Annotated in this window: 7 protein-coding genes; all 7 read left to right on the forward strand. The window is 70.5% G+C overall.

Annotated elements, in window-relative coordinates; genetic code table 11:
• Nucleotides 1–15 precede the first annotated feature (15 nt).
• The 7 genes from E3O49_RS19105 (at nt 16) to E3O49_RS16230 (ending at nt 12,806) form a co-directional block, all read left to right on the forward strand.
• On the forward strand, nt 16–465 hold the full coding sequence (locus E3O49_RS19105; RefSeq protein ID WP_420898210.1) for an FHA domain-containing protein: 450 nt from the start codon (nt 16–18) through the stop codon (nt 463–465).
• Nucleotides 462–2,186 carry a serine/threonine protein kinase gene (locus E3O49_RS16205; RefSeq protein ID WP_244285316.1) on the forward strand — a complete coding sequence of 575 codons (1,725 nt, stop codon included), beginning with the start codon at nt 462–464 and terminating at the stop codon, nt 2,184–2,186. Before E3O49_RS19105 ends, E3O49_RS16205 begins: the two co-directional genes overlap by 4 nt.
• A gap of 105 nt (nt 2,187–2,291) precedes the next feature.
• Nucleotides 2,292–7,619 carry an Ig-like domain-containing protein gene (locus tag E3O49_RS16210; RefSeq protein ID WP_134451899.1) on the forward strand — a complete coding sequence of 1,776 codons (5,328 nt, stop codon included), beginning with the start codon at nt 2,292–2,294 and terminating at the stop codon, nt 7,617–7,619.
• A 46-nt stretch (nt 7,620–7,665) separates the two neighbouring features.
• On the forward strand, nt 7,666–8,634 hold the full coding sequence (locus E3O49_RS16215; protein WP_134410813.1) for an AAA family ATPase: 969 nt from the start codon (nt 7,666–7,668) through the stop codon (nt 8,632–8,634).
• The gene (locus E3O49_RS16220) at nt 8,631–9,932 is read left to right on the forward strand and encodes a DUF58 domain-containing protein (RefSeq protein WP_134451900.1); all 1,302 of its coding nucleotides are present in this window, start codon (nt 8,631–8,633) and stop codon (nt 9,930–9,932) included. The genes E3O49_RS16215 and E3O49_RS16220 overlap by 4 nt, the downstream gene beginning before the upstream one ends.
• Complete coding sequence (locus tag E3O49_RS16225) at nt 9,929–12,280, forward strand: transglutaminase TgpA family protein (protein ID WP_134368218.1); 2,352 nt, start codon at nt 9,929–9,931, stop codon at nt 12,278–12,280. Before E3O49_RS16220 ends, E3O49_RS16225 begins: the two co-directional genes overlap by 4 nt.
• Nucleotides 12,281–12,320: 40 nt before the next feature.
• Nucleotides 12,321–12,806, forward strand: a complete 486-nt coding sequence (locus E3O49_RS16230; protein WP_134368219.1) for an FHA domain-containing protein — start codon at nt 12,321–12,323, stop codon at nt 12,804–12,806.
• The last annotated feature ends 121 nt before the right edge of the window (nt 12,807–12,927 follow it).

Raw genomic sequence — 12,927 nt, forward strand, 5'->3', positions numbered from 1 at the left:
GACGGGCTGACGGTGATGAGCGGCGACCTCCACAAGCTGAGGAGCGCCTCGGGCGTGGCCCGGCCCGAGCCGGGGCCGCCCGCGCCGGTCCTGTCAGCGCCGGTCGTGCCCGCGCCGGCCCTTCCCGCACTGTTCCTGCTTCTGCCCGGCGGAGGCCGCGAACCGCTCGGACCGCAGCCGGTCCTGATCGGACGCGCCCCCAGCGTGAGCCAGGTGCCCGGCGGCCGGCTGCCGCGCCTGGTCAGCCTCGGCGGACGCGACCAGGACATCTCCCGCAACCACGTGCGGGTCACGGTGGAGGGTGACACCGTCGTCGTCACCGACCTCCAGTCCCGCAACGGCACCGTGATCGTGCTTCCCGGCCGGCCGCCGCAGAAACTGCGCAGGGGCGAATCGGCGTCGGTCCTGGTGGGGACCGTCATCGATCTGGGCAGTGGCCTGACCCTCACCGTGAGCGAGGAATGATGGGCCGCGCCGTATCCCTCCCACCCGAACTGCCCGGCTACGACTACGTGCAGACCCTGGGCTCCGGCGGCTTCTCTGACGTCTTCCTCTACGACCAGCAGCTGCCGCGCCGCCGCGTGGCCGTCAAGGTGCTGCTGACCGAGCAGTTGAACGAGTCCACCCGGGCCCGGTTCGTCGACGAGGCGAACCTGATGGCCCGGCTGTCCACGCATCCGTCGATCGTCACGATCTACCACGCCGGCGTCGCGGGGGACGGGCGCCCCTACTTCGTGATGGAGTACTGCTCGGGCCCGAGCCTGTCGGAGCGGTACAAGCGCGACCCGTTCACGGTCGAGGACTCCCTGCACATCGGAGTGCGCCTGGCCGGCGCGGTCGCCACGGCACACGCCGCCGGCATCCTGCACCGCGACATCAAACCGGGCAACGTCCTGACGAACGACTTCGGCGGGCCCGCGCTGACCGACTTCGGCATCTCCTCCACGCTCGAGAGCGACCTCCCCGTGCAGGCGCAGGCCGGCGGCCCGGCAGCCGTGCTCGCTGCCGGCGCCGCCGCCGAAACCCAGTCGGTGGGGATGAGCGTGCCGTGGTCGCCGCCCGAGATGTTCGAAGACGACCCGGTGCCGGATGTCCGCAGCGACGTGTTCTCACTGGCCGCCACCATCCACACGCTTCTCGCCGGCCGCACGCCCTTCGAAATCCGCGGCCGGTCCAACGGCACGCTCGACCTGATCGGCCGGATCGAACGCGGCGCGATCACGCCGATCGGGCGGGGGGACGTGCCCCGGTCGCTGGAAGCCGTGCTGGCGAAGGGGATGGCGCAGAACCCGGCGGCCCGCTACGCGAGCGCCGTGGACTTCGCCAGGGCCCTGCAGCGAATCGAGCTCGAGCTGGGCTACTCGGCGACCGCGATCGAGGTCCCGCGCCTGGCCCCGTCCGGGACGGACCCCTCCGGCCGTCCGGCGCGCGCGTCGGCGGATTCACCGGCCGGTGCCGATGAGACCCGGGCGCGCTCCGTCGTCAGCATCGCCGCCCAGCCGGCCGGCGCAGCACCCGTCCCCTCTGCTCCCTCCCCGGACGGCGGGGAAACGCGGGTCAGGGGGGCCGTCGTCATCCGCCCCCAGTCCCCGCGCAACCCGGCAACGCCCGAGTCCGGCGACGCCACCGTGATGCGCGGGCGGGCGTCCGACACCGTCCTGCGGCCGCGGAAACCGGTCGTGCCGACGGGGGAGAGCCTGCCGCACCAGACGGACCCGCCGAACGCGGACGCGTCGAACGCGGACCCGGCCGAGCCCGCCGCTCGCCGCCGGCGCGGCCTGGTCCTGCTGATTTCGGCAGCAGCCGGCGTGGCACTGATCGGCGCTGTCGTTGCCGCGGTCGTCGTCACGGGAAGCCAGACCACCCCCGGAATGGCCCCGGTCAAGACGCCGTCCAGCGACAGCGGAGACGCCGCGATGGAGTCGGGCGTTCCCGTTCTCACGCTCACCGGCACGGCCACCTCCGTCGACGGCACCGTCGTGACGTTCACCGTGGCCAACCCCGACCCCGAGGAAGGCGACGTGTACCGGTGGGCGCGAGCAGAAACGCCGAACCAGCCGAAACTGAGCTCCACCGCGGACATCGCCGTCGACGAGGTGACCCCGGGCGAACGGGTGTGCGTCGACCTGTATCTGCAACGCGGCGACGGCAAACTTTCCGAGGCCAACCGGGTCTGCAACCGCTGACCCGTGTGGGGTGAGAATGCGCCTCCGGCGTGTTAGCGTATTCCCCGGGGAGAGGTCCGTCGAGGACTTCTGCGAGGCGAAACGAACTGGGCGAGGGGCAACAGGGTGGGGTCCTTCAGCCGGTGGCTTCGTGCCCGCAAGGCCGCGGCATCCGTCGTCGCCATCGCCGTCATGGCGGGCATCCCGCTGACGTTCGCGGTGCTGCACCAGGGTTTCCCGGTCACCGACGTCGACCTCACCGCCCGGGACGTCTGGGTGACCAACGGCAAACAGCTGCTCGCGGGTCGGCTCAACCGGCAGATCGAAGAGCTGAACGGCTCCGTGAACGCGGCATCCAACGCCTTCACCGTGCTGCAGGACGGCGACGACGTCTTCCTCTACGACGAGAGCGTGGGTTCCCTCGAGCGGGTGGACCCCTCCTTCACCACCCTCGGCCAGCGCGTCGACGTGCCGGTCGGCTCGGAGATCGCCTACGGCGGCGACACGATCGCGGTCCTGGCGCCCGGGACCGGCCAGGTCTGGGTGATCAACGCAGCGCAGGAACTGAGCTTCGACCCCAAGAAAACCGATCCGGTTCTCAAACTCGGCAAGGGCGCTCACATCGCCGTCTCCCGGGCGGGCGCCGTGTTCGGCACCTCGCCGGCGAAGAAGAAGCTGGTCACCATCGCCGAGCCCGGCAGTGAGCCACAGCGCAGCGACCTGCCCCGCCTCGGCGCGCACCAACTGGCCGCGGTGGGGGAGACGCCGGTCGTGCTCGACACCGAGAAGGACCGGCTGATCGTCGACGGCGGAGCCCCGATCGACCTCCCGGGGCAGGCGCTGAAGCTGCAGCAGAGCGGAGCCGAGAACGCCTTCGCCGTGGTCGCAACCGGCGATTCCCTGCTCGAGGTCCCCCTCGGCGGCGGTGACATCACCACGGTGCCGGCCGGGATCAAGACCCCCCTGACCGACCCGAAGGACGTGTCGACACCGGTCTGGCTGAACGGATGCGCGCACGGCGCCTGGGCCGGAGCCCAGCAGTACCTGGCCGCCTGCACCGACAAGAAACCGAATCGGCAGACCATCGCCCAGGCGACGCAGGGCTCGACGCTGGAATTCCGGGTGAACCGGAACGTCATCGCACTCAACAACCTGTCCAACGGGAACGTGTGGCTCGTCGACGCCAACATGCGACTGGTGGAGAACTGGGATGAGGTGACGCCGCCCCAGGAGGAGGACTCGGAGGAGGGCGACGAGAAGGCGTCCCAGCAGTCCTTCGAAGACACCCTGGCCGAGCGCACCCCGCAGAACCGGGCCCCGCTCGCCCACGACGACAACTACGGGATCCGACCCGGCAAGACCACCGTGCTGCCCGTGCTCGAGAACGACACCGACCCCGACGGCGACGTGCTCACCGTGGTCAACACGAACGGGTTCAACGAGGCGCAGGGGCGGCTCGACTACATCGACGGTGGCCGGGCGCTGCAGTTCTCCCCGGCCGCCGACCTGGCCGGAACCGTCAGCTTCCGCTACACGGTCGCCGACGGCCGCGGGGCCGTCGCCGAGGCGAGCGTGAACCTGACCGTGCGCCCGTTCGAACTCAACGAGGCCCCGGTGTCGAACCGGGCCGGCGCGATCTCCGTCGAGCAGGGGCAGATCGTCAGCTACAACGTGCTCAGCGACTGGATCGACCCCGACGGCGACGACATCTACCTCGTATCCGCCTCGCCGACCACCGGAGACGGGGTGCGGTTCGGACCGGAGGGCTTCATCACCTTCGAGAGCAAGACCTCAGAGCTGGGGGTCAAGGAGGTGCAGTTCGTCGTGTCGGACGGCACGCTCACCTCGACCGGCGTGCTCACCGTCGAGGTCAAGGCCCCCGGCAGCCTGAACCCGGTCGGCACCCCCGACTTCGCCACCACCTTCGTGGGCGAGACCGTGCTGGTCGAACCGCTCGCCAACGACGTGTCCCCGTCCGGCGAGCCCCTGGCCCTGATCGGGGTCAACGATGTGCCCGAAAACGTGACCGCCGTGCCGAACCTGGACCGCGGCACCGTCGCCGTCTCCGCTCCCGAGGCGGGCAGCTACGTCTTCACCTACAGCCTCGGCGCCGGGGCCGCGTCGAGCGTCGGCCTGATCCGGGTGGACGTGACCGAGAATCCAACCGAGGTGTTACCGCCGATCGCGGTCAAGGACACCGCCTACCTGCGCGCCGGCGAACCGCTCACGGTGCCGGTGCTGGGCAACGACGTGTCCCCGAGCGGCCGGGTGCTGGCGGTGCAATCCGTGGACACCTCGGGCGCCCAGGACCTGGTCTCGGTCGAAATCCTCACCAACACCGTGCTCCGGGTGACCGCCTCGGCGGCGCTGACCCAGCAGGTGCAGTTCACCTACACGATCAGCGACGGACAGGGCACCTCGACGGCCGGCATCACCATCGTCCCGGTGCCGCCGCTTGTGAAGCACCAGCCCCCGGTGGCCGTCGACGACTCGGTCAGCGTGCGCGCGGGCGACATCGTGAGCGTGCCCGTGCTGGACAACGACTACCACCCGGACTCGGGAACGATGACGCTCTCGCCCGACCTCGTGGACACCGCCAACGCCGGGGGGCTCGCGTTCGTCACCGGTAAGCAGGTGCGCTACCAGGCCCCGAAGGAACCCGGCGCGTACAGCATCGCCTACGCCATCACCGACCCGTACCTGGAGACCGCGACCGCGGTCGTGCGCTTCACCGTGATCGGGCCGGACAAGGCGAATAACCGGGCGCCGACGCCGCTGCCGCTGACCATGCGCACGTTCGCAGACTCGATCATCAAGGTGCAGGTGCCCCTGGACGGCATCGACCCCGACGGCGACTCCGTCTACCTGACCGACGTGACGACGCCGCCGGCCCTCGGGCGCATCACCAAGCGGGGCAGTGATTTCTTCGTCTACGAGGCCTACCCCGGCACGGCCGGCACCGACTCCTTCACCTACGAGGTGGCGGACACCTACGGCGCCACGGCGACCGGGACCGTTCGGATCGGCGTGATCCCCCGGCCGGTGGCCCTCCTCCCGCCTAACGCCGTCGACGACGCGATCGAGATCAAACCGGGCCGCGCGGGATCGATCCCGGTCGTGCTCAACGACTCCGACCCGAACGGGTACAAGCTGACCCTCTCGAAGAAGCTGCCGGAGGTCCAGGAGGGCATCACCGCGAAGGTGAACGGCAGCCGGATCATCATCGATGCCCCCGCGGTCGAGGGCAGCTACACCCTGCGCTACGAGATCACCAATGGCCACGGCGGCGCGGCGACCGCGTTCGTGCAGGTCAAGGTGACCGCCGACGCCAAGGCCCAGTACCCGAGCGCCATCGACCACGTCATCGAGCCCAAGGACGTGCTCACCGAGAAGAGCGTCGACGTCAAGGTGCTCGACAAGGCCGAGAACCCCAGCGGCCTGATCGAAGACCTCGTGATCAGCCTCGAGGGCCCGAACGCGGCATCCGGCACGATCCTGCCCAATGGCACCGTCACCGTCACCCCGAAGAACGTGCGGCAGGCCATCGCCTACCGCCTCACCAACGACGTCGACAAGCTCAGGGCCACGGCCTTCATCATCGTTCCCGCCAAACCGGATCCGGACGAGAAAGAGAAGCCGGCCGCCGAGCAGGCCTTCCCGCCGCCCTTCCTGAAGGCGCTGCCGGAGCAGCTCGTGCGGATGAACGGTTCGAAGACCTGGAACCTGGCCGACATCGTGGAGGTCCCCTCCGGGCGGCCCGCCCTGATCCTCTCCGCGACGGCGACCAACGCGTCCGGGTCCTCGCCCCTGGTCGACCCGAGCACCCTGACCTTCTCCGCGGCTCAGGACTACCGCGGACCGGCCTCCGTCACCTTCGTGGTGACCGACGGCACCTCCGCCGGCGACCCGAAGGGAAACCAGGCGACCCTGACCATCCCGGTCACCGTGGGCGACCCGAACTCCGAAGATGTGCCGCCCACCTTCACACCCCCGAACGTGACGATCCAGGCCGGGGAGCCGGCGCTCGTCGTCAACCTGCGCACCTCCAGCGGGCACCCCAACCCCCAGATCGTGCAGCAGCTCAGCTACGGTCCGCCCGGGGGCACCTCGGCGGATGTCGCGGCGACCCTGAGCGGCGCCGACCTCTCGATCTCGGCGCCGCTCGGCGTGCAGCCGGGCAAGAAGGTCACCCTCTCGTTCACGGTCACCTACAAGGAGTTCACGATTCCGGGGTCGGTGAACGTCACGGTCGTGTCCTCCACGCGGGCCAAGCCGCAGGCCGTCGACGATTCCGGGCCGAACGGCACCGGCATCGAGACCCGGCCGAGCCAGTCCGTCGCCATCCCCGTGCTGGACAACGACTACAACCCCTACGCGCAGGACGGGAAGCCCCTCACGGTGATCTCGGCCGCCATCGAGCAGCAGGTCGGCACTGCGACGGTCAGCCACACCGCCTCCGGGGTCACGGTGAAGACCGGCTCGGGCGCCACCGGAACCCTGACCGTGGTCTACCGGATCCAGGACGCCACGCGGGACCCGGGCCGCGAAACGCAGGGACGCGTCACGCTCGTCATCCGTAACGTTCCGGATGCCCCCAACACCCCGACCGCGGTCGAGGGCGACGGCAGCGCCACCGTGAAGTTCGCCGCTCCGCCGTCGAACAACTCGCCGATCACCAGGTACACCATCAGCTGGACCGCCGGCGGCGGCGGGAGCCTCGACGTGATGTCGGCAGGCACCCATGCCATCGGCGGCCTCCGGAACGGGACGAACTACTTATTCACCGTCTCCGCCTGGAACGCGATCGGCCAGGGCAGCGCCTCAGGGGCGAGCAACACGGTCACGCCCTTCGGGGTGCCGGGCGCACCGGCGAGCGCGAACCTGGACGCGCCGGGACAGGGCACCGGGGCCCTGAGCCTGGCCTGGTCCGCCCCGTCCAGCGATGGCGGCCGCGGTGTCACGAGCTACAACTACCAGTGGATCCAGGGCAGCAACGGCACCGGGTCCACCGGCGGGGCTCGCACGGCCTCGGCCACCGGCACGGTGAACACCCCCTACCAGTACCAGGTGCAGGCCTGCAACGCGCGCGGGTGCAGCGGGTGGACCCAGTCGAACGTGGCCACGCCCCAGCCCGCGCCGCCGCCCCCGCCGCCGGCGCCGCCGACGCTCGCCATTCGTGACGGCGGCGGCGGAGCGCCGGTCGGGAACTGGATCGCGTTCGACTACGCCCGGATTCCGAACGGCACGTACACGGTGCAGATCGTCACGGGAAGCGGTTACCGCTTCACGGCCCAGAATTTCACCCTCTTCGGAGCGGGCACCCAACGCACCGGCAGCTACATGGACCGGTCGACGGCCGTCGCCGGACAGTACGGCAACCAGGACGTCCGAGTCGAGATATCCGGTCCGATCAGTCTGAACAGCCCCTGGCAACGGTGGGCCACGGCTCCCTAGGCGCCTCGCCGACACGAGCTCATCACGTACGCACTTAGGAGACACAATGGCAGTAACACAGGAGCAGGCCGACTGGTTCGCCGAGGCCTTCGGACGCCTCGTCGGCAACGTCAACGAGGCGATCCTCGGCAAGGACCAGGTGGTGCGCCTCGTCGTGGCGGCGATGCTCACCAGCGGGCACGTGCTGCTGGAGGACTTCCCCGGAACCGGCAAGACCGTGCTGGCCAAGGCCCTGGCCAAGACGCTGGACGGCACCAACTCGCGCATCCAGTTCACGCCGGACCTGCTGCCCTCCGACGTGACCGGAGTGACCATCTACGACCAGGGCAAGGGACTCTTCGAGTTCCACAGGGGCCCGATCTTCGCATCGATCGTGCTGGCGGACGAGATCAACCGGGCCAGCCCGAAGACCCAGTCCGCCCTGCTCGAGGTGATGGAGGAGGGACGAGTCACGGTCGACGGCGTGAGCCACGAGGTCGGCAGCCCCTTCATGGTCATCGCCACCCAGAACCCGGTCGAACAGGCCGGCACCTACACGCTGCCGGAAGCCCAGCTCGACCGGTTCCTGATCAAGACCTCGCTCGGCTATCCCGACCACGACACGGCCGTCGCCCTGCTCCTCGACTCGTCCAACCGGGCCAGGGACTCGAAGATCTCGGCCATCATCGCCTCCAGCTCGGTGAACTCGATGGTGCAGCTGGCCTCGGAGGTCTTCGTCGACGAATCGGTGCTCGGATACCTGAACGAGATCGTCACGGCCACCCGCACCGATCCGTCCTCGACGCTCGGGGTCAGCATGCGCGGCGCGCTCTCGCTGGCCCGCGCCGCGAAGACGTGGGCGCTGTCCCAGGCCCGCACCTACGTCACCCCCGACGACATCCGCGACCTGGCCGTGCCCGTGCTCGCGCACCGCATCATGGTCGACCCGGAGGCCGACTTCGCCGGCGTCACCGCGGAGGACATCGTCAGCCGGATCCTGGTCGAGGTCGCACCACCCGCCTACCGCGCCGCATGACCCGCGTCGCCGAGAAGGTTCCCCGCCCCGTGTCCCCGGCGGAACACGCCGTGGTGTCGCTCCGGCGAGCCCTCGGCGACTCCCGGCGCACGGTCTTCCGGCTGCTCGGCCAGCTGGCCCGGCGCGCCTGGCAGGCCGCGAAACCGGTCACGGATGTCGTCGGCCCGGTCGGCTGGCTGACGCTCGCCGCATCCGTGGCCGCCTTCCTGATCAGCGGCCTGTCCGGGTGGGCCGAGTTCACCTACCTCGCCACCACCCTGCTGGCGGCCCTCCTGGTCGCGGTCGTCTTCATCTTCGGACGCGCGACCTACGCCGTCGACGTGGCGCTGAACCCGCACCGGGTCGTCGCGGGGGAGCGTGCCCTCGGCCAGATGACCGTGGCCAACTCGGGGGAGAAGAGTCTGCTCCCGGTGCGGATGGAGCTGTCGGTCGGCACCGGGGTCGCCGAATTCGTGATCCCCGGGCTGGCACCCGCGGTCCGGCACGAGGAACTGTTCGCCGTGCCGACCCACCATCGCGCCGTCATCGTGGCCGGCCCCGCCGTGTCGGTACGCGGCGACCAGCTGGGGCTGCTGCGCCGCACGGTGCGGTGGACCGACCCGGTGGAACTGTTCGTGCACCCGGTCACCACCCGGCTGCAGTCCTCCGCGGCGGGCCTGGTGCGCGACCTTGAGGGGGAGATCACCCGCAAGATCACCAACAACGACATCTCCTTCCACGCGCTGCGCGCCTACGTGCCCGGCGACGCGCTCCGGAACGTGCACTGGCGCACCTCGGCGCGCACCGGCCAGCTGATGGTGCGGCAGTTCGAGGAGACCCGCCGGTCCCAGCTGACCATCGTGCACACCTCAGAAACCGCCCACTACGCCTCGGACGAGGAATTCGAGCTCGGTGTGTCGGCGACGGCCTCGCTGGCGCTGCAGGTGATCCGTGACGGCACCCGGGTCAGCGTGGTGACCGAGGACCGGCTGCTCACCACCAAGACCGCGGTGGCCCTCCTCGACGATTCCTGCCGGATCGCCCCGGTGACGGACCTGTACCCGACGCTGCGCGACTTCGCCCGCGACGCCACCCGCCGGCTGCCGGTCCCCAGCGTCGTGATGATCGTGGCCGGGTCGCTGCTCGAACTGCGCGAGTTCCGCGCGGTGCAGACGCTCTTCGGGCCCGAAACCAAGACGCTCGCCTTCCGGATGGAACTCGGCTCGACCCCCCGGCTCACCAGCGTGTCCGGGCTCACCGTGATCACCCTCGGCCAGCTCACCGACCTGCCCGCACTGCTCCGGCGGGTGAACGGATGAGCCGCCTCCGCTCGGTGCCCGCCCAGAGACTGCCCGCCCGCGCCTGGTCCGACATCGCTGTGCTCAGCGCCCTGTCCCTGCTCGGTGTGCTCGGCTTCGAAACCTCGTTCGGGGACTACAACTTCCTCCTCGCCGGCCTGGGCGGACTCCTCGTCGGAACCGGGATCGCCGTCCTGGCCTACCTGCTCCGCCTCGGCACCCTGGTCAGCGTCCTCGCCGCGGTCCTCGCCTACTTCCTGCTCGGCACGCCCTTCACCATGCCGCAGCAGGGGCTGCTCCTCCTGTTCCCGAGCCTGGCCTCCTCGGCCGGCCTCGCCCTCGGCGCGGTGTTCGGCTGGGCCGACATCGTCACCCTCGGCACCCCGGTCGAAGCGCCGTACTACATGCCGGTGCTGCCCTATTTCGCGGCCTGGCTGATCGCCCTCGTCGGCACCATGCTCGCCTCCCGCTGGCTGCCGCTGCGCCCCCGCACGGTCTGGCGCTCGAGCGCGCTCCTGGCCGGGCCGGTGCTCCTCTACCTGGCCGGCATCCTGATGGGAACGGATGAGGCCTACTACGCCGGCATCCGGGGGGTCGCCTTCGCCGTGATCGCCCTGATCTGGCTCGGCTGGCGTCGGTCGCAGCTGGCGACCGCCGACCGGGTGGGCTCCTCCCGGCTGCTCCGGCGCAAGCTGGTCGGCACCGGCACGCTCATCCTCGGCACCGTGCTGATCGGCGCCCTCGCCGGCGCTGCGCTCGCCCCCGTGCAGGCGCAGCGCTTCGTGCTGCGCGAGGAGATCCAGCCCCCGTTCGACCCGCTGCAGTTCCCGAGCCCGCTGGCCGGGTTCCGCCAGTACACGAAGACCCTCGCCGACACCCCGCTGTTCACGGTCGAGGGCCTGCAGACCGGGCAGCTCCTGCGCCTGGCCAGCATGGACTCCTACGACGGCAAACTGTGGAACGTGGCCGGCGTCGCCGGCGTCGCCGGCTCCGAGGGCGGGCAGGCCGGCTTCCGCCTGGTCGGCCGCACCATCCCCGACCCGCCGCTGGTCACCAGCGTCGCGTTCAGCACGGTCACCGTCACCGGTTCCGGCTACGCGGATGTCTGGCTCCCCGGCGTCGGCTATCCCACCACGGTCGACTTCGACGACTCGAAGAGCAGCGCAGAGGCCGAGAACCTGCGCTACAACGCGGGAACCGGCACCGCCGTGCTCACCAGCGGCGTGAAGAACGGCTACACGTACACCACCCGCGCCGCCGTGCAGCAGTCCTACAAGGACGAAGACCTGGAGAAGGTCCCGGTCGCCACCGTGTCCCTGCCGGCGGCGGAGAACATCCCGGACGTCGTGGTGGCCAAGGCCACCGAGTACACCGGCGGTGCCGACACCCCGATCGACAAGCTGCGCGCCATCCAGAAGGCCCTGAAAACGCAGGGATTCCTCAGCCACGGCCTCGCCTCCGACGGCATCCCGTCCCGGGCCGGGCACGGCGCGGACCGCATCGACGAGCTGTTCACCCGCAGCCAGATGGTCGGCGACCAGGAGCAGTACGCCGCCGCCATGGCGCTGATGGCCCGCAGCCTGAACTACCCGGCGCGCGTGGTGATGGGGTTCGCCCCGGCCGTGCCCGACGGGGCCACGAGCGTCGAGGTGACCGGTTCCGACGTCACGGCCTGGGTGGAGGTCGCGTTCGAGGGCGTGGGCTGGGTCCCGTTCTTCCCGACCCCCGACCAGACGGATGTGCCGCAGGACCAGACTCCGAAACCGAAGTCCGTGCCGCAGCCCCAGGTGCGCCAGCCCCCGCGGTCCGACAACCAGTCGGACGACCTGCTGACCGCCGTCGAGATCGACGACACGAAGAAGGACGACAAGGACAAGGCCTTCACCCTGCCCGGCTGGGCCTGGGCGCTCGGCGGGATCGTCGGGATCCCGATGCTGCTGATCCTGGGTCCGGTGCTCGTCATCGGCGCACTCAAGGGCCGTCGGCGTCGCCGGCGCCGCACCCGCGGCAGCGGGGACACCCGGGTCGCCGGGGCCTGGGACGAGGTCACCGACGGCTACGCCGAACTGGGCTTCCAAGTGCCGCGGGGCACCACCCGGCGGCTGATCGCCACCGAGGTCGAGTCCCAGCTGGTCGGCCAGGCCGGACCGGCCACGGGGGACATCCGTCTGATGCCGCTCGCTGAGCTCTGCGACCACGCCGTCTTCAACGGGGAGCAGATCGACGACGAGCTGGTGGAGCGCAGCTGGAACGAGGCGCTGGACTCGCTGCACCGCGCGGAAACGTCCGTCGGCCGGCTGCGCCGCCTGTTCAGCCGGTTCCGGATCCGCTCCCGACGGGACTGGAGCCGGGTCGACCTGTCGAAGTAGCCCACCGCAGGAAGCAGCGCACCGCAGATAGAGTGGCGAGGTGGACAAACCCGGATTCATCCTCCCGCCGCCGTGGCTGAGCCCGGCACCGGCCGCCGACGAGTCGGACCCGGACGACGAGGTCGCGACCGACAGCACCACGATGCGCGCCTCCTTCCCGGCGTTCCGGCCGATCCAGGCGGAACCGAGGCGGCCACGTCGCTGGCTGCTGACCTTCGAAGACGGCCAGGCGGTCGACGTGGCCGGGGCCGTCGTGCTGGGGCGCAGCCCGGCCCCGGTCCCCGGGCACCCGGATGCCCGGCTCGTCTCCGTGCAGGACCCGGCCCGGTCGGTGTCGAAGACCCACGCCGTCGTCTTCATCGCGGACCACGGCCTCTCGGTGACCGACCTGGACTCGACCAACGGCGTGTCGGCGACGGTTCCCGACGGCGCCTGGACCGATCTCGAGCCGGGGGCGACGCAGAATCTTCTGCCGGGTTCTGTGCTGATGCTGGGCCAATTCACGGTCCAGGTCGCCCTCGAATGAGCGCCGCACTGCAACCGTGCAGACGCGAAGTGTTAGCCTGTTCGGGTGCTGCCCGGTCGAATCCTCCTTCTCTGCCGCGACGAGTGCCAGTTCTGAGGCCTCTCTCGTCGTGGGGTTTGTT

Origin of the sequence: Cryobacterium shii, from assembly GCF_004402595.1 — a bacterium.
Taxonomy (GTDB): Bacteria; Actinomycetota; Actinomycetes; order Actinomycetales; family Microbacteriaceae; genus Cryobacterium; species Cryobacterium shii.

What these genes read in the sequence shown, in the direction of transcription:
- E3O49_RS16205 (WP_244285316.1), top strand. Translation starts at nt 462, where the DNA reads ATGATGGGCCGCGCCGTATCCCTCCCACCCGAACTGCCCGGCTACGAC.
- E3O49_RS16225 (WP_134368218.1), top strand. Translation starts at nt 9,929, where the DNA reads ATGAGCCGCCTCCGCTCGGTGCCCGCCCAGAGACTGCCCGCCCGCGCC.
- E3O49_RS19105 (WP_420898210.1), top strand. Translation starts at nt 16, where the DNA reads ATGAGCGGCGACCTCCACAAGCTGAGGAGCGCCTCGGGCGTGGCCCGG.
- E3O49_RS16220 (WP_134451900.1), top strand. Translation starts at nt 8,631, where the DNA reads ATGACCCGCGTCGCCGAGAAGGTTCCCCGCCCCGTGTCCCCGGCGGAA.
- E3O49_RS16215 (WP_134410813.1), top strand. Translation starts at nt 7,666, where the DNA reads ATGGCAGTAACACAGGAGCAGGCCGACTGGTTCGCCGAGGCCTTCGGA.